Genomic DNA, 21,884 nt, shown 5'->3' with positions numbered 1-21,884 from the left:
GCACCAGTACCGAGGTCAGCAGGATGTTCCAGGTGAAGATCGGCATCCGGAACATCGTCATGCCGGGCATCCGCATGCAGATGATCGTCGTGACGAAGTTGACCGAGCCCAGGATCGTGCCGAACCCGGAGAGCGCCAGGCCCATGATCCACATGTCGCCGCCCACGTACGGGGTGCGTTCACCGCCACTGAGGGGCGTGTAGGCGGTCCAGCCGAAGTCGGCCGCTCCCTGTGTGGTGAACAGACTTGCCACCACGATCAGGCCGCCGAAGAGGAACAGCCAGAACGAGAGCATGTTCAGCCGGGGGAAGGCCACGTCCGGCGCACCGATTTGGAGCGGCATGATGGCGTTGGCGAAGCCGGCGAAGGTCGGGGTCGCGAAGAACAGCAGCATGATCGTGCCGTGCATCGTGAAGATCTGGTTGTACTGCTCGTTCGAGACGATCTGCATGCCCGGCCGGGCCAGCTCGGCCCGCAGCAGCAGCGCCATCACGCCGCCGATGACGAAGAACCCGAACGAGGCGATCAGGTACAGGTGCCCGATCTTCTTGTGGTCCGTGGTGGTCAGCCACGAGACGAGCACGCTCCCGAACGAGCGGCCCGCTACCGGGATCGGTGTGACGGGCTCGGTCGACGTCACCATGGAGGGGTTCCTTCGCGTCAGATCGCACGGGCGGGCGCGTCAGTACCCGCCGCAGCAAGTCTTACGCGCGGCTTACAGATGTACTACGGAAAGTGACGAAGAGCTACGTAGCGGCCGCCCGATAACTCGGTTGGCCTACCTCGGTCGCCGAAGTCGTCTCACAGCGGCCCCAGCGGGGAGCAGACCTGGTCACCCTGAGGGTGCGCGTTGACCGCGGAGGAAGCGGACACGCGCCAGAGCCCATCGGCCAATGCGCCGCGGCGCGCCGGCTTGGGCATCCCGGGCGGGGCGGGGTGTTTGCGCGGCTGCGGGTAGGCGCCTGCAAGGAGGGCGCTATGGCTATGTATCACCCGCATTACACCGCTGTCCCCTCGGCCCAATCGCATGCCTTCCGACATGGCATACACGATCAGGTTCTTGGGGTCGTCATGTTCATCGCCTCCGCAGCCTTGTGGATCTTTCCGATGGCGACGCATGACGGCGCGAAGGACGCGCAGGTCAATGAGGCGATCGTTGGGGCCTTCCTGATGTTCGTGGTAGGCCTACGGCTGTACCGAGGCAGCAGCTGGCGCTCCGATGTAATCATCGGCTTGGCGGGCCTCTGGATGATCGCCTCCCCTTACGTCTTGGGGTTGCAGAAAACCGCCGTCGACAACGGCAGCCGCGTCCTCGATATCGCTGTCGGGTCCGTACTCGTGGTGACATCGCTGATCTCGTTGCTGATCGTGCGCGCCGACCGCCGAGCAGACGCCGCCGAGACGGTGCCTCACAGCACCACCTGAACGCGTACCGACTTACACCCCGTACGACCGGGCTTGGAACATCGCAGCCTGGTCCTGCCGCTGATCGGCGCGGCGCTAGCGGTCCACGCAAGGCGCGTGCGCATGCCGGGACCGTCTTGATTCCCGCGCACGTTCATCCCGCCTCCGTCACCGGACACGTTCCTGCCGGGGCGATCGCGGCTGCGGCCGCCGGGATCGCGGCCGTCGTCTACCTGCTGGCCGCGCAACGTCCGCGGCGGCGCGGAGCCGCCTGGTCCCGGTGGCGGACTCCCTCGTTCATGGCCGGCAACGCCGGTACGGCCTGGGCAGCGGTGGGACCGCCGTGGGACGGCCGTGGGACGGCCCGTGGACCGCCCACATGACCCAGACCTTGGTCGGCATGGCGGCCCCACTCCTGCTCGTCCTGGCCGGCCCCTCAGCCTCGCCCTGCGCGCCCTGGCTCCCGACCCCGGCACTGCCTTCGCCCCCGCCGACCTGCACACCGGATCCCAGATCATGTACTACGGCGGCGATCTGGTCGAAGCCGCGCTCGCCACCGTCGTAGCCGTCGCCTGGTATCGAGTGATGGAGGTACCACCCTTGTGGGGTATTTCCCGCCCGGTCCCGCCTGAAAGATCGCTGCGGACTGCTTGGAGAGAGGCTGCGGGGGCAGTCGCAGGCTGTCGGCGAGGTGCCGGTGCAGCGGGGTCACCACGCTCGTGATCTTGGAGGTATGCGATGTCGAGTACAGCTCTGACCTTGGGCATCCTCCCTTCCGGCCTGATAGCCCTGCCGACGGTCTACCGGCCCCAGGCGGACACCAGGCTCCTTGCCGAGTCCCTCGCCCGTGAGGCGCTCGGGCCAGGTACGGACGTCCTGGAAATCGGCACCGGTACGGGAGCACTCGCCCTGCACGCCGCCGGCCGCGGAGCCACGGTGACAGCCGTCGACGTCTCGGCGATGGCCGTGGCCACCGCTCGCATGAACGCGTGGATGCACCGACTCCCCCTGCAGGTACTGCACGGGGACTTCGCCGCTCGCACTGCCGACCGGCAGTTCGACCTCATCGTGACGAACCCGCCGTACGTACCGGCACCGCGCCCACAGCTGCCGTCACGGGAGCCGCAGCGGGCCTGGGACGCAGGCCCGGACGGACGGACGATCATCGACCGGATCTGCGGCCGCCTTCCTACCCTCCTACGCCCCGGGGGAGTGCTGCTCATGGTGCACTCGGGCCTGTGCGGAGCCGAAAAGACCGTAGCCCACCTGGCCCGCACGGGGTTCAGCGCAAACATCGAGGCAACGGCTTCCGTACCGTGGGGGCCGGTTCTGCGATCCCGCCGGGTCTGGCTCGAGAAGCAGGGCCTGGCCGGCGAGGCCGAGGAGCACGAGGAACTCGTCCTGATCCGCGCACAGCATTCCTAACGGGTCCGGGTCTCCCCCGAGGCGGCCCGTTCCCGCTCCACGACCACTCCGCCTGTCGCGGCCCCCGGGTAGCCGGCCCCCGCGGAAGCGGCTGTCCCTGCCCAGCGGCCGCCAGGGGGTTCCAGGGCTCGGGTCTCGGCAATGGCCGCCCGGTCCCGCTTCACCCCCCGCCGTCGACCCTGGCTCGACGGGCCCGGTCCCGGCCGAGCCGGCGCTACCCGCCACAGCGGTTTGAAGACTCTGGTCCTGAAGGCCGTCCTAGGGCCGGCAGGTCACCGTCCCGTCGGATTGCAGTCCCGGAGCCAGTGGGTGGTACGCGGATGCCGGACGACGACGACGGGGATCCGGACGCTGATCAGGGGGGTGCCCGTCAGCAGTCCGATGATGCTGTTCAGCGCCCCACTGCAGTGGTCCAGGGCGCCACGATCACGAGGATGCCCACGAGAGCGTGTCTGCCGGCAGGGAGGGCGCCGCAGCCATCGAGGCGGTGGTCCGGCTGCCGTGAGGTGGGGTGGATCTGTCCGGTGTCCGTACCGCCCTGCCGGAGACCCCTCTGTCCTTGCCGGCATCGGCTCGCACGGAGGGGTGAATGTGTGCGAATTTCGGGGTTGTGTGCGAAGAATCCTGCAGAACAGTTGTTACTTGATCGACTGGCCCGGCCGGGTGAGGTGCCGGGGCGGGTGCCCGGTGATGCGCCGGAGCGCTCCGGACCGGAGGAGCGGCTTCCGGAATGGATGGGTGTAGTGGTCAGTGAATGTCAGGGGCACGTTCAAGGGGAGGTGTGTGCGGTGCGCAGGTGAGTGTGACGGATATGTCCGTGTCCGGTAACCGGGGTCTGTGGGGGGTGCGGTGGGGTTCGTGTCGGGTCGAGAGTGTGGCCATCGGCTCACTACGGGCCGTCTCCGAGAGTGCCTCTGCCGCCTGTTTCGGCTGGTGAGGTGCTGTTTTTGAGGGAGTGCCACCCATGTCTTCTGCTTCTTCCTCCGTACGCCGTATCGCCGCCACGGTCCTGGCTGCCGGCGCCGTTGTCTCCGCCGTCGCGCTGCCGGCGGCCGCGCACGACGGTGACCGTCACCAGCAGCGGCACCCGCGGGTGGAGATCAGCCGGGTCCAGGCAGACAGCCCCGGACGTGAGGACCGCTCGAACCGGTCCCTGAACGCGGAATGGGTGGAGATCACCAACACCACCCGCGACGCCGTCAACCTCCGCGGCTGGACGCTGCGCGACAGCGACGGCAACCGCTACCGGTTCGACAACGTCCGCATCGCACGCCACGCCACCATCCGTATCCACAGCGGCAACGGCCGCGACACCCGCACCGACCTCTTCCAGGACCGCCGCGACTACGTCTGGGACAACCGCGCCGACACCGCGACGCTGCGCGACGACCGCGGCCGCACGGTCGACACCGAGTCCTGGGGCCGCCGCCGCTGACCGGCACGCGCAGGCCGGGCGCCACGCCGGGGAGCATGCGCGAGGTGATTCACCCGTAACTGGACCATGCGGCCACCACCGCTGACTGGCACACGTACGGGCCGTCGTCCCACCGGGCGGCGGCCCGCACTGCTGCAGGGGGACGGGGACGGGCGTGCAGTGGCGTTTCGCCGGTGAACTGCCGTGCAGGATCCGGCGGAGTGGCTGCCGCCGTCCGGGGACGCCTTGTGCCGGTATGGGGCGTGGTGGACGGCGACGAAGCTCCGTTGGGGCTTCGCGGTCGATGAGGCGGAGCGGGACCGGCTGTTGACATCGCGCCCGGCTACGGCGATACCGACGTGGAATTCACCCCCGCCCCGCAGAGCTGCCTGGGGGCCGAGGGCCGCCATCTTCGTTGCTCGAGGTGCGGCCCTTCGTCATACTCCGGAGTCCGGCCCGGGGTCGCAGGCGGTTGCAGTTGTCGACGGCGTGCCCGGGGTTGAGAAGTCGCTTTCGCCTCTGTTCTGGGCTTCGCTGCAGGCTGCGGGGCCGGCTTCGGGGCGGTGGCCCGGCGGGGTCGGCCACTTCGTCCGGGGTGACTTCCTGGTCCGGCTGGGCGGCGTCGTTGAGTTCTCGGAGTTCCACCTGGCCCGCGTCCGAGGACGCGGGCTCTCGCGGAGCAAGGCGCAGTTGGCCGTTCCTCGGTGGCGCGGGTGATGAAGTGGGCGGACGTGCTCCCGATTCAGGGTCTGCGCCTGAAGGTGGTCGGATACGGCGCTGAAGTGCTGAACGTCGGATCGTTGCCACCTTCTGCAGGCGCTGGCCGAGGTAGGGATTGACGTCGCCCCAGGTACCGACGTGGCAATCAGGATATGCACGTGTACCTGTTAGGGGTCGGCTCCGGGCTGGTCGGCGTCTTGGGCGACGGCGTATTGGCCACGCTGATGTGGGGCGGCGCGGACTGGCCGGTGATGGCCCCGCCATCTTTATGGAAGCCCTCGCCCGCCCGGCCGGACTGCTGACCTTCACCGCGGCCAACGTGTCCGCGGTGAAGTCGCGCATCACCAGGTCCGGCACGGGCGCCGCGGCCCTGTCCGCAATCGTGGTCCGCTTCTTCCCACGCAGGCGGCGGCCGACGATGTGGTCGGTCCGCATCAGCCGGGTGACGCGCTTGCGGTTGATCCTCCGCCCCCTCGGCCGCAGCTCGGCATGGACGCGCGTAGCCCCGTAGGCGCCGTGGTGCTTGGTGTGGATGGGGCGGATCTCGATCACGGTCCTCGTCGGTCTGGCGCTCGGCGCGGGCCTGTGCGGTGGCCAGGTGTCGGTAGTAGCCGGCGCGGGACGCCCCGAGCACCCGGCAGATCCGCTTGACGCCGAAATCGGCGCGGTGGTCGGAGATGAAGTCCCAGCGGCGGGGTCTCACTTCACCTCCCGAGCGAAATAGGCGGCCGCCCGGCGCAGGATCTCGCGCTCGAGGCGCCACTCCTGCTCGGCCTTGAGCAGCCTGGCGTTCTCAGCCCGTAGCCGGGCCAGTTCCTCCGCCACGTTGACGCCGGCGTCACGGCCGCCGTACGTGGCGGGGCCTCATCCTTGCGGACCCACGTCCGCAGCGACTCCGGGATGATACCGAGATCCGAGGCCGCCGCAGCGTACGTTCGCTTCCCGGCCGCGGCTCGAAAGAGCGCGACTGCGTCCTTCCTGAAGTCCTCCGAGTACGGAGACTTGCGTCCCACCTGGACATCCATCCCTGGACCATCAAGATTCATTGTCAGAGTGTCCACTGCAAAGGATCAGCCTCACATACGTCTCGCCCTGCGCGTTGCGCAGGGCGAGACGTGGCCGAGAGGACGGCGCGGTGGCCGTCAGGTGCCAACCTTGCACTTGAGCGTGAACGTCAGGGCATCCGAGGCGTTGCCCGCCGTGAGCTTCGCGGTCACACGCGGAGCGGGGCCCGCCCCCGCGCGGGTGGGTGAGGTCACATTGAAGTCAGCCGTCGCGGTCTCCGGGGCAGTGAACTTCAGAGTGGGAGAACTCGACTTGGCGCCCCCCTGCCACTTGTAGTCCACGTCTCCGGAACCGGATCCAGTGAGTTTGCCCTTGAAGGTGACCTTCTGCGGCACCGAGCAGTCGACCTCCGGGGTGGCAGTCGAGGCGGCCGTGACGTCCGCATCGCTAATGCGGGGGGTGGCGGTGATCGGTGTCCGCGCCGGCTTGGTACAGCCAATCGTCTGATTGCTGTTTCTTCCGAAGGTCTTCGCGGTGTAGGAGCCCTTCTTGACGTCCTGTTCCGTCAAGAAGCCCTGCGCATTGACGTTTCGAGTGAAGCCTTCCGGACCTGTGACCACAACCTGCTGCCCGGGCTTGAAACCGGACAGCTCGAGGTCGAATTCCACGGGATTCGTCCCTGGAGCTACTTTGAGTGCGCAGGCCGCCTGGGGAGCGGTAGCCGGGGCAGCCTGAGCCACCGCCATGGGCGGCAGGGCCACCGCCGAGAGCACGAATGGAGCGAGGAGTGCGCAGCGTGCGTGCCGATTCATGCGTTCCCTCCTTGCCGGGAAAGCATCGCGTAAGTTCAGTGGGCAGACGTCCCGGTAAGCACGGGTTTAGACCATACAGCCGCGCACCGCACCCACCTCCGCCAGCCCGGTCGCAACGACCCCCGGCTCTGGACGTCCGTTCTCAGGCTAGCTCCGCACGCGGATCGCGGCACGCCGAGCGGTTTTCGATGGAAGGTTCAGCGCCCGGGACCGTCAGAGGTGGAAATGGGTGGGAGCCCATGCTCGTTATTGCCGCGCATGCCCTGCAGCCGCCGGTCGGAGCCGGGCGGCGATCTGGCATCCGCTGCATCGCGGACAGGCTCGGAGTCCGCTTACGAACTCCGCCCGGTCGCCGTGCCCTACGGCGGATGTCACCGAACCCAGCAACGTCAAAGCCGACGGCAGCTCCTGCCCCATCCCGCGCGGGCTGTGGCTACTACCGCCCAGGCCCCTCCTACCCCACAGCGATCGAACAGCACATCAACGAACTCCGCGCCGACCGCGAGACGGCCCTGGCCATGGACGCAGCCGAATTCGTCATCACCGCCCTCACCCGCCCAGATCAACGCCTTCGAACAGGCAAGCGACCGCAATGCGCCGCCAACTCGCTGAGGTTCCCCCGTTGTGCGGGACAAGTCTTAGCTCCGCACCCCTGGTACGGACGGGACCGGCGGGCGGGGATGGTTCGTGATCAAGCGACTCGCCACCCGCATCCACATCAAGCCGATGCCGGACGGCGGCAAGACCATCTGCGCGGCACTCCCCTGGTAGCTCTCCCGCCGCGGGGGACCGGCGTCTCACAAAGTGGCGGCTCACCGCCACGGAGGCCGGGGAGATCTGACCCGGCTCGGACACACCACGGGCCCCGGGGAATCAGCCTGGCAATCGAGGCCCCTCACGCCCCAGGCCCGAGGGCCTGGTCCTCTAGGCCGGGACCGTTCCGGCGGAGCAGTCTTCCAGGGGCGTCCACGATTCGCTTCGAAGGACAGTCGCCGGCCGCGGAATCCCAGATGACCAGCTCGCAGTCGACTAGTGCCGTGACCGCGAACGTTCACCGAGTTGGTCGCGATGACCTCGACCGCCGGACGGTTGGATAACCCAGCTCGTACGGCGATTGAGCCCTCCTCAGGTCCCCCCGCAGCGGGCCGCGCCCTCATCCGCAGGGCGCATACGGTCCGCCCTAGCGGATGAAGCGCCGCTGCCATGTCCATGGCCAGCATGTACGTCATGACGACAGAGACCACCCCGCTCCCCGCCGCATCCGCACCTGCGCCCGTCTGGGCTCGCCGCGCCGCCCACGCCATCGCGCTGTGCGCCGTCCCGTCCGGCCTGTGGCGCATCGCCATGGCGTTCGGTGTCTACGTGGGCTACAGCGACCAGGTACTGCGCGACGTCTTCGACATCCCGGGCTGGGGCGTCGCTTACGTCGTCGGGCTCTCCGTCCTCATCGAGCTGGGCGCTCTGTTTCCGCTGCTGCTCGTCAGCGACCGGTGGCTGCCGCTGCGCCCCAGGGTCCTCGCCCCGCTGGCCTGGACCGCCTCGGGCATCCTGGTCCTGGTGACACTGTGGCAACTCGTGGTCGCTTTCACCGTCGAGAGTCAGACGTACATGTCGAGCGGTACGGCACAGACCGTCTGCGGCTTGGTATTCGCCCCGCTGTTCGCCATCCCGGCCCTGATGACCGCAGTGACCTGGTCGTACGCGAAGCGGCACCGGGCCCGGGCATAACCCCTACCACGCCCTCGACATCGGCTACCCGCCCCAGACACCGTAAGGCGCGCGATCGGACTCGTGCTGTAACCGGGAAGGTTCGCCGAGTTGGGTGGTCAGGCTGCCATTTGGGGTGCCCGTCGCCCGTGAAGTGGTGAGCGGGGGTGGCGCGATGCCATCCACCCCTTGACCTGTGGCAGGGCCACGGATGAGATCCGCGACCCCCACGTCCCTGTCCATTCCCTCCTGAAGCAGTCGGTCATTCGGTCAGGGCCCGGAACCGGGATCCGGATGCACGGGCCTGGTGATGCCGGCCCGGGCGGCCTCCAGTTGGGCCGCGAAGGCCACGCCCAAAAAGAGCGCGACGCCGGCCAGATTGGCCCAGAGAAACAGGGCCATCAGGGCTGTCAGCGGCCCGTACAAGGAACCGAAGGACCCGCTGTGCCCCACGTAGAGGGCCAGCAGCCAGGTAGCCGTGATCCACAGGACGAGCTGTACGACGGACCCGAACGCCAGCCAGGTGTAACCCGGTTGGTCGCGCCGGGGCGCCCAGCGCAGGACGACCGCTGATGCCATGCAGGCGAGTGCCACGCCGACCGGGACCTTCCCCCAATGCCACCAGCTCAGCCACGCGCCGGGCCAGCCGAACACCTCCGTTACCGCCCTGCCCACCACCCCGCCGGCCACCGTCACGAGGAAGCCGAGCACCAGCGGCCCGCCCGCACCGACCGCCAGCAGCAGGCTGCGGCCGTACTTCGCCAGGAACGGCCGGTCGCGTTCGATTCCGTAGATGCGGTTGCACCCCCGTTCGACCTGGCCCATGGCCGATGCGAGGTTCAATACGGCGAAACCGAGGCCCAGCCACATGGCCACGGTGCCCGCCGTGCCGGCACCGGCATGCGTGCGGGTGGCCAGCAAGCCCTCGCGCACGAGCTCGGCACTGGCCGCCGGAACGATCTCGCCCAAGGTCAGTTCGATCAGCCGTCCGACGCTTTCGGTGTGGACGGACGCAGAGACCCCGACCAGGGCGATGGCGAGCGGCACGACCCCGATGACCAACTGGAAGGCGAGGGCCCGCGCGAAGCTGAACCCGTCGGCGTACCGAAAGCGCAGGAACGCATCGGACGCAAGTCGGCGGCCCCCGTAGCGGCGCAGCGCGGTCCACGCCTCGTCTCCGGACAACTCGTCACCGATCATGTCCCTCGTCTGCGGTACGTGCACCACTGTTCCCATGCAGGAGATCTGCTCCGCCGGCCCGTATCCATGCGGCCGCGGGCGCCATCGTGAGCAGACTCCGCCGGAACGGGGCAAGCGCAATGGCCCGTCAGGCCTGAGAAGGGACGGAAACCGTGGCTCGACGGAGAATCGTTGTGGTGGGCGCCGGAGTCGCGTGCGTCCGCCGACTGCAACGCAGGCTGTCCCCGGGGGGCGGACATCGCGATGGTCACATCCACCGCCGGCCCTGCCCGCCCGGACGTGTCCGCCGCCATCGGCTCCGGCTGCCGGCCCTGCCACCACACCCCCGACTTCGCAGTCGGCCATCACGCCGCGCTCACCCTTCTGGATGGCAGCCCCACACCGGGCACCACCTGGCTGCACACCGGCCCCACCGACCCGCCGCTGCTCGCCGCGCGGGACCGCGCCGCCCCGCTCGCAGCGCTCCGCCAGCGTGCCGGCGGTCCCGTCGAGCACCTGGCGCACGCCCTCACCGCCGACCCGCACGCCCTCGGCGACCCGGCAGCCGCCCTCACCCGGGTCGCGGCCGGCCCCGGTGGCCTTGGGACCGTGTCCTGGCTGCTCCAGGTCCTGGCATGGCGCCTCGATCCGGAACAAGGGGTCATCCTGTTCGCCCCTTCAACCTCACGCGGATTGCCCCCTGCCCGTCACCGCATCCGAGCGGGCCGGGTGACCACCGTTGGTGCGCTCACCGCCGACCTGCCGCCGGCGATGTCGGCCGGGCCTGAAACGCGTTGGTGAAACGCGGGTGCTAAGAGTCCCGTCCGGGAGGTTCCGCAGGTCAGGGGCGAACGGACGTCGGCGTCTCACCGGCCGTGTTTCGCACCCGGAGCGGTGTTGCAATCGACGGCGCCAGGCCGGGCCCTCGGCGTGGTGGTCTTCGGCTATGCGTTGCCGTTGGGTGCGGTCTGCCCCCCAAGCTCTCCGGCTGGGCCCAGAAGGTCATCTCGGACAACAAGCTCCGTGAGGCCAAGGCCACCTCCGCCACCCGCCTGCTCGCCCTGACCCCTGACACTGGCCGCCCAGAGCTCGGCATCGGGACGCCTGGGCCCCGGCGGCCACGGCATCGCCCTGAATGCTCGGACCGCCCTGGTCCCGGCCGATGCCGACGAACTGGAGCGCCTGGCCGACCAGCTGACCGCGGCGGACTGGCTCACCGATGTCGCACTCACCGACACCCATCTCACCGGGCAGCTCACCGAACGTGCCCTCCCGCTCGCGGGGGTTGTCGAAGCCGTCGACGTACTGGAAGAGCGCGAGGTTCGCCTTGGCCTGTGTGGCGAAGACACGGCCGCGGATGCAGTCGGTCTGATCTTCTCGTCGACGCGGGCGAGGGTGAGCTCCAGCCAGCGGCGTATCACCAGGAGCTGGTCCAGCGCGGGCGGCAGGGGCAGCAGAGGTTCCGGCACGGCGGCTACGCAGCCTCGGCGACTTCGGCGGGGCGGGCCTGCAGCTTCAGCTGCATGCGTGCCTGCACCAGGACGCCGACGGGGACGCTCTTCCAGTGGGGGTGCCCGGCTACCGCGATCGACAGCTGCCGGATCTCCACCCACATCCGGTCGACCGTCTCCTTCTGCTCGTCGCTCCAGCCCGGATTGTCGGGGACATTCCCACCGTGGGAGAACCGCTCGCCCCGCACCCAGCCGTTCAGGGGCTCCACCTTCCAGGGCAGCCCGTCCAGGTAGGCCCGGTGCTCGGCGTGGGCGCGGTGGAGGCGCTCCTGGAGCTGAAGGAGATCGTCAAGGGCATCCTTGTCGGGCCCCTTTGAATCGTAATTCTGTTCGAATCTAGACAGAAAGTCGGCACTCCGGCTCGTGCCCCGTTCGGCCGACCGCAGCAGTGCTTGAGGTCGGGTGGCGCAGAGCGGGTAGGCGCCATGTGCTGGAGGGGGGAGCTGTGGAGGAGGTGGCGGTAGTGGCGCGTCCTGTGTGGGCTGGGAATCTGTCGTTCGAACTGGTCAGCCTGCCGGTGGGCTTGTACACGGCCCCCGCCAGCCACACCATCCACTTCCCTCAGCTGCAGCGCGTATCTCCGACCGGATCCGCAACCGCCGCGTGAATGAGCGAACGGGGGGACGAGGTCGAACTCGACGACCTCGTGAAGGGTTACGACGCCGGCGCCGAGTACGTCCTGGTGGAGCCGAAGGAACTGGACGAGATTGCCCCGGGCCGCTCCCAGGCCCTGGACATCACCGGGTTCGTCGACCTCGCCGATGTCGATCCGATCTTCTTCGACAAGACGTACTACCTCGGCCCCCGCAGGAAGGCTTCGACAAGGTCTACAGCCTCCTCGAGCAAGTCCTGGCCAAGGCCCGCAAGGCCGGGATCGCCACGTTCGTCGTGCGCCAGCACGAGTACCTCGTCGCACTGAAGGCCGCGAACAGGCTCCTGACGCTCCACACCCTGCACTGGGCGGACGAGGTCAGAGATCCCAGGAAGGAGATCGACGACCTGCCCGGCAAGGCGAAGGCATCGGACAAGGAGCTGAAGACGGCCGAGCAGCTCATCGAGGCCCTGAGTATGGCCTGGGACCCGCGGGTCCCTGATCGACGCCAAGAAAGCCGGCGAGACCGTGGAGAAAGGCCGAACCCGCCGCCGAGCCGACCGGCGCCGTCGACCTCATGGAAGCCCTGCGCGCCGCGTCGAACGAGCCTCAAGCCCCAAGACCACCGGCGGCAAGGCCACCGCCTCCGGCAAGACCACCGCCGCGAAGAAGCCGGCGGCCAAGAAGCGGATCCGCTCCACTCCGAAGGAGGACCTGGACGGCTTGTCCAAGGCCGACCTCTACAAGAAGGCGACCGCCGCCCACCTGCCCGGCCGCTCGAACATGACCCGCGACGACCTGGTGAAGGCCCTGTCCCCAAAATGACCCGACACCCGGCTTGCGAACGGGGGTCACTGACGAACCGTCGCCAGACCGGACGCGATGCTCTCGTCGTGGGTCTTCACCGCGGTCTGGACCGGCCGTTCACGGGGTAAGGTCCAGGATCCGTACCGGCTGCCCCTCCCATCGCTTCGGCATGGTGGTCGCCACGATCGCGCCTTCAGGCCGGTCTGCAGTGGGCTGCGCCGCGTGCTGGCTGTGCGCGGCAGCCCACGTTTCCTTCTGTGCCACGGCGAGCGCGGCGGGCAGGTCTAGGTCCAGGACGGTGATGCCGGGCATGGCGGCCAGGTGCTCGGCAGTGCCGGGGCGGGCCCGGTCGGCTTCGACGAGCGCGCACGAGGGCGCGTAGAGGAACCAGCCGGTTTCGGCGTGGGCGCGGTGAATCAGGCGGGAGGCAAGCACGTTGCCCTGCCCGGCTGCGGCCATCGCTGTCTCGTCCAGCACGATGTGCATCGCTTCCCTCACGGGCGCTGCACCTGCGCGAGGCGTCGGTCGATTTCATCATCGAGCTCGCTCTGCTCGGCGACGGTCGGCGCGTACCCGTTCCAGGCCCGCAACGCGGCCCGCGCTTTCTCCGCGCGCTCGGCGCGCTCGGTCGGTGTCAGCATCGTCTCGGCCAGCCGGGCCAGGTAGGCGCGCAGGGACAGGCCTTCTGCGGCCGCGATCGCGGCCAGGCGGTCCTTGGCTTCCTCGGGGATTCTCACGTTGGCATCGGACATCGTCGTGCTCCTTCCCATCCCTCAGAGTACAGATTTGGGTACGGGTACGTACCCGTACCCCGTTTTTTCTCGCGGCGCGGGCGAAGCAGAAGGTGACGCAGTCCTGAAGGCTGTATGCATGCGCGGTCGATCGGGATGCGTGTCGCAGACGGCGGATTCTTCGGTCCCGTCGCATTTCGTGCAGACCGCAGTCGCAACACTCGCGAACATGCCTGCGTTGTGGACGCCGACGTACTCGGCGGCGATAACCTGGGGAGCGAAGGCGACGTGGCAGAAGCGGCAACGGGCGATTCCCGGAGTCTCCCCGTCGCCGGCCACGAGCGTCTCTTGGAAGCAGCGGGTGCACTGCACCGTGCGATTTTCCAGGCCGGCGAGCTCGAGGGCGACACGCTGGAGGCGGGCGGCCACGAAGCTCTGGATGAGGTGAAGGCCGCGGCGTACGTAGGTCATGTCGATTTCAATCCTGGCGCGTACCGCGGGGCCGAGGGCGGGGAGCAGGGGCTCGTCAAAGAAGGCGATGAGGAAGTCCAGCACCTTGGCGGCTACGGGCTCAATGTCTTCCTGGATGGCGTTCAGCCCGTAGTGCTGGAGCGCGTCGAGATTGACGGCCGCCTCGGTAGGGATTTCGATGCCCACTGAAGGCGCCGGATGGCTTCGTCGGGGGCGATGGTGCTGAAGTCCCTCTGTCGAACTGGACCCGTGTGACCCGCCGGCGGGTGATGTCTTCGGCCACCAACGTCCAAATTTGCGGTCGGCATACCTCGGCCTCAAGTCTGTATTTCGGGTATTGCGCTTGCTGTAGGGCGATCCGGGCAGGCGGGGATAGAACCACCGTGCGAGTGCCGCCGCCAGCAGTTCGCCCTCCGGACGAAAACACCCAGCGTGCGCGGCGCCGTACCGCTCTGGAGGTTTCACATGACCGTCTCCGCTGAATCCGGCCCGCCCGCCGACCTGTCTGCGGCCGGTGTGTCGGTCTGGCTTGACGATCTGTCCCGGGAACTCCTCGCGGGCGGAGAGCTGAAGAAGCTGATCGCGGACAAGCACGTCGTGGGCGTCACCACGAATCCCACGATCTTCGCCTCGGCCCTGTCGAAGGGCGATCGCTACAACGAGCAGCTGCGGCGCCTCGGCCAGTCCGGAGGCAGCGTCGACGACGCGGTCTTCGCCCTGACCACCGATGATGTACGCAACGCCTGTGACGTCCTGGGGCCGGTGTACGAGCGGACCGCGGGTATCGACGGGCGGGTGTCCATCGAGGTCGACCCTCGGCTGGCGCAGGACGCCGGCTCCACCGTCGCCATGGCCCGCACACTCTGGGAGACGGTCGACCAGCCGAACCTGTTCATCAAGATCCCGGCCACCCGCGCGGGGTTGAAAGCGATCACCGCTGTCACCGCGGAGGGCATCAGCGTCAACGTCACGCTGATCTTCTCCCTGGACCGCTACCGCGACGTGATGCACGCCTACCTGCGGGGCCTGGAACAGGCTCAGGCCGCGGGGCGCGATCTGGCGAACATTCACTCGGTGGCCTCGTTCTTCATCTCCCGCGTCGACGTCGAGGTCGACCGCCGCCTCGACGCGATCGGCACCCCGGAGGCATTGGCGCTCAAGGGCAAGGCCGCGGTCGCCAACGCCCGCCTCGCGTTCCAGGCGTACGAGCAGCTGCTCCTGGAGGCGCGCTGGCAGCGCCTCGCCGCGGCGGGAGCCCGCACGCAGCGCCCGCTGTGGGCCTCCACCGGGGTCAAGGACCCCTCCTACCCCGACACGATGTACGTCAGCGAACTCGTGATCGCGGGCACAGTCAACACCATGCCCGGTGGCACGCTGGCCGCGTTCGCGGACCACGGCACCGTTCCCGCGCACGCGCCCACCGCGGACGACTTCACGGCCGCCAGGGCCTACTTCGCCGTGCTGGAACGTGTCGGCGTCGACTTCACCGACGTCACCGACGCGCTGGAGCGCGAAGGGCTGAACAAGTTCGAGGACAGCTGGACCGAGCTCGGGGAGTCGGTCGCCCGTGAGATGCACGCCGAGCCCGCAACAGCGGACGGCGATGCTGCAGGCCCGAGCGGTGACTCCGAGAGCGCCGAGCTCCTGGCGATTTACCTCAACGACCACTACGCGGCCGCCACCGGCGGCCTGGAGCTGTTCCGGCGGGCCGCGGATGCCGGCAAGGACGGACAGGACGGCCGCGTACTGGCCGACCTTGCCCACCAGGTCGACGAGGACCGGAACGCGCTGGCGCAGGTCATGTCGGACCTGGACGTGTCGACCAACCAGTCCAAGGCGGCCATCGGCTGGCTGGCGGAGAAGGCGGGCCGCCTGAAGACCAACGGGCACCTTCTCTCCCGCTCCCCGCTCAGCGACGTCCTGGAGGCAGAGTCGATGCTGGTGGGCGTCCAGGGCAAGGCGGCCTGCTGGCGCACCCTGCGTGTCCTGGCCGAGACCGACAGCCGGCTCCGATCCGACGACCTCGACGTGCTGCTGGACCGTGCCGAGCGGCAGAGCGCCGCGCTGGAAGAGGTGCGCTCCGCCGCGGCAGCCCGGACCCTGGGTTTCCGCCAGCCGACCGCGCGGTGACGGCGACGATGGCACCGACCGTGCCGGCCGGCACGGAGCGAGCACGCATCCACTGGCGGCCGGCTCGCGGGACCGGCCCGTCCGCTTGACGAAGGAGTATCGGCATGACCAGCGAGCAGTCCATTGCAGTACGGGGCGGCAGGTCCGTGGCGAGTCCGGCAGCCGAGCGCGCGGGGTGGGACGTGGTGGACGTACGTGCGGTCGACACCGTACGGCTGCCCTGCAGGGCCGCCGCCGCCCTGCCACTCCTGAGCTGGTCACCACCCCAGGAGCGCTCAGCCAGGCGCTGGTCTACTTCTACGAGCGGGCCGGCGCACCGACGCTGCGCCGCCTGTCGTTCCTGGCGGGCGGAAGGCATCTGCTGCCTGTCAGTACGGCCGGGCGGGTCGTGGCCGGGCAGGTGCTCCCGGCCAGCCGCCAGCAGTGCCTGGCCTTCCTGGACGCCTGCGGGATGGGACTGCGCCTGCGTGGGCGCTGGGCGGACGCCTACGACCGGATCACGGCCCCGGCGCCGGCCCGCAGCTGGGAGTTCTTCCAGAGGGGCACGACGGCGGCAGAAGCCGCCCTGAGAGCCGAGCACGAACGCCACGCGGAGAGTCCCGCCGGTGTCGGGTCCGTCCGCCCGGCCGACCTGCACCACGGCCCCGGCCTGGTTGCACGCTCGCGGGGGCAGGAAACGCTGCGAGAACTCATCGAGGTGCGGCCGCGGGACGGGAGGATCCGGTACGTCGAGCCCCGCCGTACACGGCGGCAGCGGGCGGCATGAGGAAGGTCCTCGCACGGCCTGCTCCGCGAGGCGGGCGCCGCCCGCGCGGGACTTCCAGCGTTCCAGCGTGCGGCCGGGGCGGGGGGAATGGCCGCCAGGGCGGCCCGTTCCCGCTCCACCACCACCCCGGCCGCCGCGGCCCCCGGGCAGCCGGCCCCGGCAGAGGCCGCAGTCCCCGCTCACCGGCAGCAGGCCGCACCGGGCAAGGGCGCGGGGCGTACGCGGTGACGTCGAAGGCTCCCGACCCCGGACGCCGCGGGCGGGGCTTCCGGGCGGGCGCGGACCGGGTGCCTGGGCGACGTCGGCCCGGGACCGGATCTCTGTCGACGGCCTGCTGCTGACCGGCCTGCTGTTCGCGGCCGCCTGGCGGGCAGGCCACCTCGGCATGGTCCAGGCCAACTTCGTCCTGTCGGTGCCGGGCGCGGCCCCGGCCCCGCCGCGGCCGGTTCCCGGTGCCGCCCGGTCCCGCGCCTGGCGCCCCCGCCACCGGCCGCCCGGTCCCGCCGCTGCGCCCCGCGCCCGCCCCCGCCTCCGGCCGCGGCGCCGGCGCCGCCGCCCCCGCCCGCCGGACCCGCGGCTCGCCCGCGGCCCGGTTCCCGGCGCCGGGGGTCGGGGTCTGGCATGTGTTTCGTCTGATGTTCGTTGCTGTGCTGGCGGTGCCTGTTCCGGCTTGTGGTGGCGCCGTGTTGGGCCTCGCCGTCCCGTCCGTCCGCCGGTCCCGCAGCTGCCACCGCCCCGCGCCTGTGCCGCGCCCCGGCCGCCCCCCTGCCGCCGACGGCCTGCGTCCGGTGGGCCCGGCTCCGCGGCTAGGGTCTGTTGCGAAAGTGGATCTTGGTCGTGGATGATCACGCCCTGTGGGGCGTGGTGATCTGACGAATGGACAGTGGGCCCGGCTTGAGCCGTTGTTGTCGCAGGGCATCAAGCCGGGCCGTCCGCCGGTGTGGACGCGACGGCAGCTGATAGACGGCATTCGGTGGCGGACCCGTACCGGTGCTCCCTGGCGTGATGTGCCGGAACGCTACGGGCCCTGGGAGCGGGTCTACGACCTGTTCCGGCGCTGGCAGCGCGATGGCACCTGGGCCAGGTTCGTCACTCAGCTCCAAGCTCAGGCGGACGCGAAGGGCCTGATCACCTGGGACGTGAATATCGACTCCACCGTCTGCCGGGCCCACCAGCATGCCGCCGGGGCCTCGAAAAAGGGGATCTGCAAAAGGAACCGCCCGGCGGCATTGCCGTTGAGCCGGCCGACCATGGTCTCAGACGTTCCCGAGGCGGCCTGACCACCAAGATCCACCTTGCCGTCGAGCAGGGGCAGAAGCCGCTGAGCGTCGTGATCACAGCCGGCCAGCGGAGTGACTCGCCGCAAGTCGAGCCGGTCCTGGAAGCCATCCGGGTACCTCCCCTTGGTCCGGGCAGGCCCCGCAGGCGGCCGGACCGGGTGCGGGCCGACAAAGCGTACGACTCCTGCCGCAACCGGGCCTACCTGCGCAGACGCGGCATCAAAGCGCCCATCCCGGTCCCCGCCGACCACGTCCGCAACCGCCAGAAGCTCGGTGCCCGAGGCGGTCGGCCGCCGAAGTTCGACAAAACCGACTACCGCGAGCGGCATGCCGTCGAGTGCGGGATCAACCGCCTCAAGCGCCACCGGGCCGTGGCTACGAGATACGACAAGCTCGCCGTCTGCTACGAGGCGACCGTGTTGGTTGCAGTCCTCAACGAGTGGCTGTGACCAGCACCTTCCCAACAAACCCTAGTCGACCCTGACCACGTACTTGCCCCGCACACCGCCCGCCTCCAGCGCTCGGTGTGCGGACGCTGTCTCTTTCAGCGGGAAGACCGTGTCCACCGCCGGCCGCAGCCTCCCCTCTGTCACCTGGCGGGCGAGCTCGTCGAAGAGCGCACGTTTGGGGTTGCCGCTGAAGAAGCGCACCCGGCCGCGTCCGTGGACGGCGCTGGCCGCGATATAGCCCAGCGAGGCGGCGGGCCGCGTCAGGTCGAAGGCGATGGTGACCATGCGTCCGCCCGGCTTCAGCATCCGCCGCACGGTACGCAGGTCGCGGCCCGCCGTGTCGAGGACCACGTCGAACAGTCCCAGTTCCGCAGGAGACACGGTCCGGTGGTCGACGGCGTGGTGAGCACCGAGCGTACGGACGAAGTCGAGGTTGGCAGCGCGGGCCAGGGCCGTGACCTCGGCACCGTACGCCTGTCCCAGCTGGACGGCGGCGTTGCCGACGCCGCCCGCCGCGCCCCGTACAAGCAGCCGTTCGCCGGGGCGCAGTGCGGCCTTGTCGCGGAGCGCCGTGACGGCAGTGGTGGCCACCGGCAGCGCGGCAGCGGCCACGAGGTCCAGCCCGTCCGGGACCAGGCCGAGCCGCTCGGGCCGTACCGTCACGTACTCGGCAGCGCTGCCGAAGCCGGAGCCGCGGCCCAGGACGCCCCACACCCGGTCGCCGACCGCTACGCCGGTCGCGCCGGTGCCGAGTGCGGCGATCTCGCCAGTGAAGTCCAGCCCGACGCGCTGCGGGAACTTCCGGCCGGTGACGAGGCGGACCCGACCGGAACGGACCGCCAGTTCGCCGCCGTTCACGCTGAACGCGCGCACGCGCACGAGGACCTCGCCGGGTGCCGGTCCGGGACGTGACACCCGGCCCACATACAGCACCTCGGGGCCGCCGAAGCGGTCGAACAGTACGGCTTTCATCGTGCGGTCGTTCATCGCTGCGCTCTCACCTTCGCCACCAGTGGCCCTGTGGGGGATCGTGGCGCCGAGCGTAGGCTGGCAAACGGACGAGATCGTCCACTTGACCGGAGGTGAGAGACAGCGGTGGGAGAATCCTCTCGGATCGCGGGGCAGGACGGTCTGCGCGCGGACGCCCGGCGCAACCGGCGGCGCATCCTCTCGGCTGCCCGCCTGGTTTTCGCCGAGCACGGCATCGACGCGCCCATGGCGACCGTGGCCCGACGGGCGGGGGTGGGCGTGGCGACGCTGTACCGGCGTTTCCCGACGCGGGACGCCCTGGTGCGGGCCGCGTTCGCGTACCAGATGGACACCTGCGCTCGGGCGCTCACCGAGGCGCTGGCCGACCCCGATCCGTGGCAGGGCTTCCAGCAACTGGTCGAGACGGTCTGCGAACTGCAACGGGAGGAACGGGGCTTCCCGGCGGCGTTCGTCGCGGCCTATCCGGACAGCACGCGAGAACACGCGAGGTTCGGGGAACAGGTCGAGCGGGACTTCATTACCCTGGTCCGCAGGGCGCAGGCGGCGGGCGCGCTGCGGGCCGACTTCCACCCCTCCGACCTTGCCGTGGCCCTGTTGGCCCACTGCGGTCTCGTCACCGCGCTGCCGGGTGACCGTGCGGCGTCCCGGCGTCTGGTGGCGTACTTGCTCCAGTCGTTCCGCGCCGAGGCGGCCCACGGAGCGCTGCCAGCGCCGAGCGCACTGTCGCTGCGCAGTCTTCCGCTCGCAGCCCACGGCTCCCAGGGACAGCGGTCCTCCGGAACCTGATACGAAGCGGCACCTGCCGCGTGGCCGCCCTTCGGGCGACCGCGCCACTTTCGCAACAGGCCCTACTGATCTCTTCGTTAGTTCCGTGGGGTTGGTGGGTGGATGGTGAGTCCGGTGTGGGTGAGGAAGGACCAGGGCAGCTGTCGGTTTTGGTTGATGCGGTGGATGCCTTGTTCGGTGGCATCGGCGACATCTGCGAGGTGGTCGCCGGCGAGGTTGACGAGCTCGCGCCTTTTGAGCGACGACCACAGCAGCTCCACCGGGTTGAGCTCAGGCGCGTAGGCGGGTAATCGTTCGAGGGTGAGCCAGTCCTGATCGGCGACCCAGGCCCGCATGGCCCGGCTCCAGTGGGCGGACAGTCCGTCCCAGACCAGCACCACCCGCTCCCTGCGGTAGAACACTTTGAGCTGTTCAAGAACCTTGATCAGAGCGGTGGTGTCGTAGCTGCCGGGCTTGAGGTGGAAGCACAGGCGCGGGCCGCGTTCTGGATCGGCGGCGTGATATCTGAGGGCCGTGGCCATCGAGGCTCGCTTCCAGTTCAGCCGATGCCGCAGGAGCGGGGTGCGGCCGCGGGGTGCGTAGGTGCGCCGGACCTGGGGCAGCAGCGATACTCCCGATTCGTCGAGGAAGACGATCCAGGCACGTGTGTTCACTGCCCCCTTTTGATGCGCGGCCACCCTGCGCCTGGCCCGGGGCCCGGCTTGCGCCGTGCCCCGGCGCCGCCGCGCGGTCATGCCTCTGCGCTCAGTCCCGCCGCGGCCCCGCCGCCGGCCCTGCCGCGGCCGCGGGCCCGGCGCCAGCTGCCGCCCGGACCCGGGCCGGGCCCGGGCGGCCTGGCTTCGGCCTCGGCGCCGGTGGCCCGGCCGCTACCCGCCCACCGAGCGGTGCCGGGCTCGGCGGGCAGGCAGCCGCCCGGTCCGGTCCGGTCGCTGCCCGGTGCCGGCGCCGTCTGTGCCTGCCGCCCGGCCGCGGTCCCGGCTCCGCGACCTGTGCCCGACCTGCCGCCCTGCCGCGGCCGCATGGCCCTGCCGCCCGCCGGCCGGCGCCGGCCGCGCCGCCCCACGGCCCGGTCCTGCCGCCCGCCGCCCGGGCGCGGTCCCGGCCCGCCCGCCGGCCGCCGCCCGGCCCACCGCCCCGCGACCCGGCCCCGGCCCTTCCGGGGCCCGGGCCCGCCCGCCGCGGCCCGGCGCAGCCGCCCGGCCGCCTGCCGCCGTCCTGCCGCCCGCCGCGCGGTCCCGCCGCCTGCGCCCGGTTCTCGGCCCCGGCTCCCGCCTGCCGCCCTGCCGGGGCCCCGGCCCCGCGCCCGGGTCGGCGCCGTCGGCGCCGCCGCCCGGCCCCGCGCCCGCCGCCCGGGCGCGGCCCCGGCACCTGCGCCGCCGCAACCCGGCCGCCCGGTTCCCGGCGCCGCCGGCCTGTGCCTGGCGCCGGCGGCGGGGCCCGGCGTGGGTCCTGTCGGGTGTTTGTTGCTGTGCTGGTGGTGTCTGTTCCGCCGCGTGGTGGTGCCGTGTTGGGCCGTCCTGTTCGTCCGTTCCGTCCGTCCGCCCGTTCCGTCCGGCTGCCGCCGTCCCGCGCCGTCCTGCCGGGCCCCGCTGTCCTGCCGGCCCCCTGCCGCTGGCCGCCGCCGGGCCCCCGCGGCTCCGGCCCTGCCGCGGGCCCGGCGCGGCCCGCCGGCCGCCGCCGGGGGTCCGGCCCCGCCGCCGGAGCC

At 70.4% G+C, this 21,884-nt stretch carries 19 protein-coding genes and 2 pseudogenes; 12 read left to right on the top strand and 9 right to left on the bottom strand.

What is annotated here, in order from left to right; translation table 11 throughout:
• A partial coding sequence (locus ACFWW8_RS36355; RefSeq protein WP_386536614.1) for a cbb3-type cytochrome c oxidase subunit I occupies positions 1 to 643 on the bottom strand: 643 nt, incomplete at its 3' end.
• 335 nt (positions 644 to 978) lie between these two features.
• Between ACFWW8_RS36355 and ACFWW8_RS36350 the strand changes: the two genes are divergently transcribed.
• The 3 genes from ACFWW8_RS36350 to ACFWW8_RS36340 all read left to right on the top strand — a co-directional run bounded on the left by ACFWW8_RS36350 (position 979) and on the right by ACFWW8_RS36340 (position 4,264).
• Complete coding sequence (locus tag ACFWW8_RS36350; protein WP_386536611.1) at positions 979 to 1,425, top strand: hypothetical protein; 447 nt, start codon at positions 979 to 981, stop codon at positions 1,423 to 1,425.
• A gap of 717 nt (positions 1,426 to 2,142) precedes the next feature.
• Positions 2,143 to 2,829, top strand: coding sequence for a HemK2/MTQ2 family protein methyltransferase (locus ACFWW8_RS36345; RefSeq protein WP_386536608.1), 687 nt, complete (start codon positions 2,143 to 2,145; stop codon positions 2,827 to 2,829).
• A 964-nt stretch (positions 2,830 to 3,793) separates the two neighbouring features.
• Positions 3,794 to 4,264, top strand: coding sequence for a lamin tail domain-containing protein (locus ACFWW8_RS36340; RefSeq protein WP_386536605.1), 471 nt, complete (start codon positions 3,794 to 3,796; stop codon positions 4,262 to 4,264).
• A 1,023-nt stretch (positions 4,265 to 5,287) separates the two neighbouring features.
• On the opposite strand, the pseudogene ACFWW8_RS36335 reads toward ACFWW8_RS36340, so the two are convergent.
• Both ACFWW8_RS36335 and ACFWW8_RS36330 read right to left on the bottom strand, forming a co-directional pair.
• A pseudogene (locus ACFWW8_RS36335) lies at positions 5,288 to 5,976 on the bottom strand (IS3 family transposase); the annotation flags it as partial.
• A gap of 129 nt (positions 5,977 to 6,105) precedes the next feature.
• Positions 6,106 to 6,636 (bottom strand): hypothetical protein, encoded by a 531-nt coding sequence (locus ACFWW8_RS36330; protein WP_386536602.1) that lies wholly within the window; start codon positions 6,634 to 6,636, stop codon positions 6,106 to 6,108.
• Positions 6,637 to 8,007: 1,371 nt separating this feature from the next.
• On the opposite strand from ACFWW8_RS36330, the gene ACFWW8_RS36325 reads away from it, so the two are divergent.
• The gene (locus ACFWW8_RS36325) at positions 8,008 to 8,508 is read left to right on the top strand and encodes a hypothetical protein (RefSeq protein ID WP_386536599.1); all 501 of its coding nucleotides are present in this window, start codon (positions 8,008 to 8,010) and stop codon (positions 8,506 to 8,508) included.
• A 249-nt stretch (positions 8,509 to 8,757) separates the two neighbouring features.
• Here ACFWW8_RS36325 and ACFWW8_RS36320 read toward each other — a convergent pair whose 3' ends face one another.
• Entirely contained in the window at positions 8,758 to 9,723 is a 966-nt protein-coding gene (locus ACFWW8_RS36320; RefSeq protein ID WP_386536597.1) for a YihY/virulence factor BrkB family protein, read from the bottom strand.
• Between the two features lie 207 nt (positions 9,724 to 9,930).
• Here ACFWW8_RS36320 and ACFWW8_RS36315 point away from each other — a divergent pair, with 207 nt between their 5' ends.
• Entirely contained in the window at positions 9,931 to 10,467 is a 537-nt protein-coding gene (locus ACFWW8_RS36315) for a hypothetical protein (protein ID WP_386536594.1), read from the top strand.
• A gap of 673 nt (positions 10,468 to 11,140) precedes the next feature.
• Here ACFWW8_RS36315 and ACFWW8_RS36310 read toward each other — a convergent pair.
• The gene (locus ACFWW8_RS36310; protein ID WP_386536592.1) at positions 11,141 to 11,386 is read right to left on the bottom strand and encodes a hypothetical protein; all 246 of its coding nucleotides are present in this window, start codon (positions 11,384 to 11,386) and stop codon (positions 11,141 to 11,143) included.
• 398 nt (positions 11,387 to 11,784) lie between these two features.
• On the opposite strand from ACFWW8_RS36310, the pseudogene ACFWW8_RS36305 reads away from it, so the two are divergent.
• Both ACFWW8_RS36305 and ACFWW8_RS36300 read left to right on the top strand, forming a co-directional pair.
• Positions 11,785 to 12,155 (top strand): annotated as a pseudogene (locus tag ACFWW8_RS36305) (Ku protein); the annotation flags it as partial.
• Positions 12,156 to 12,297: 142 nt separating this feature from the next.
• Positions 12,298 to 12,594 carry a hypothetical protein gene (locus ACFWW8_RS36300; protein WP_386536616.1) on the top strand — a complete coding sequence of 99 codons (297 nt, stop codon included), beginning with the start codon at positions 12,298 to 12,300 and terminating at the stop codon, positions 12,592 to 12,594.
• 99 nt (positions 12,595 to 12,693) lie between these two features.
• Here the strand turns inward: ACFWW8_RS36300 and ACFWW8_RS36295 are convergent, their stop codons facing one another.
• Complete coding sequence (locus ACFWW8_RS36295; RefSeq protein WP_386536590.1) at positions 12,694 to 13,062, bottom strand: hypothetical protein; 369 nt, start codon at positions 13,060 to 13,062, stop codon at positions 12,694 to 12,696.
• A gap of 8 nt (positions 13,063 to 13,070) precedes the next feature.
• On the bottom strand, positions 13,071 to 13,328 hold the full coding sequence (locus tag ACFWW8_RS36290; protein WP_386536587.1) for a hypothetical protein: 258 nt from the start codon (positions 13,326 to 13,328) through the stop codon (positions 13,071 to 13,073).
• A gap of 219 nt (positions 13,329 to 13,547) precedes the next feature.
• Between ACFWW8_RS36290 and ACFWW8_RS36285 the strand changes: the two genes are divergently transcribed.
• From ACFWW8_RS36285 to ACFWW8_RS36270, 4 genes are all read left to right on the top strand, one after another.
• On the top strand, positions 13,548 to 13,967 hold the full coding sequence (locus tag ACFWW8_RS36285; RefSeq protein ID WP_386536585.1) for a hypothetical protein: 420 nt from the start codon (positions 13,548 to 13,550) through the stop codon (positions 13,965 to 13,967).
• A gap of 276 nt (positions 13,968 to 14,243) precedes the next feature.
• Positions 14,244 to 15,908: a transaldolase gene (gene tal, locus ACFWW8_RS36280; protein WP_386536582.1), complete on the top strand. Its 1,665-nt coding sequence runs from the start codon at positions 14,244 to 14,246 to the stop codon at positions 15,906 to 15,908.
• A 175-nt stretch (positions 15,909 to 16,083) separates the two neighbouring features.
• Positions 16,084 to 16,674, top strand: a complete 591-nt coding sequence (locus ACFWW8_RS36275; protein WP_386536581.1) for a hypothetical protein — start codon at positions 16,084 to 16,086, stop codon at positions 16,672 to 16,674.
• An 854-nt stretch (positions 16,675 to 17,528) separates the two neighbouring features.
• A protein-coding gene (locus ACFWW8_RS36270) for an IS5 family transposase (RefSeq protein WP_386536578.1) occupies positions 17,529 to 18,403 on the top strand; the annotation gives its coding sequence in 2 pieces (ribosomal slippage) (positions 17,529 to 17,895 and positions 17,895 to 18,403; 876 coding nt in all).
• Positions 18,404 to 18,424: 21 nt separating this feature from the next.
• Here the strand turns inward: ACFWW8_RS36270 and ACFWW8_RS36265 are convergent.
• Positions 18,425 to 19,390, bottom strand: coding sequence for an NAD(P)-dependent alcohol dehydrogenase (locus ACFWW8_RS36265; RefSeq protein ID WP_386536575.1), 966 nt, complete (start codon positions 19,388 to 19,390; stop codon positions 18,425 to 18,427).
• A 108-nt stretch (positions 19,391 to 19,498) separates the two neighbouring features.
• Here ACFWW8_RS36265 and ACFWW8_RS36260 point away from each other — a divergent pair, with 108 nt between their 5' ends.
• Positions 19,499 to 20,179, top strand: coding sequence for a TetR/AcrR family transcriptional regulator (locus tag ACFWW8_RS36260; protein ID WP_386536573.1), 681 nt, complete (start codon positions 19,499 to 19,501; stop codon positions 20,177 to 20,179).
• Between the two features lie 77 nt (positions 20,180 to 20,256).
• Here ACFWW8_RS36260 and ACFWW8_RS36255 read toward each other — a convergent pair whose 3' ends face one another.
• Entirely contained in the window at positions 20,257 to 20,913 is a 657-nt protein-coding gene (locus ACFWW8_RS36255; RefSeq protein ID WP_386536570.1) for an IS630 family transposase, read from the bottom strand.
• Between the last annotated feature and the right edge of the window lie 971 nt (positions 20,914 to 21,884).

The organism is Streptomyces sp. NPDC058701, from assembly GCF_042715295.1.
In the GTDB taxonomy this organism is placed as follows: Bacteria; Actinomycetota; Actinomycetes; order Streptomycetales; family Streptomycetaceae; genus Streptomyces.
The sequence above is the reverse complement of the archived record's forward strand: the minus strand, read 5'-3'. Positions and strand labels throughout refer to the sequence as shown.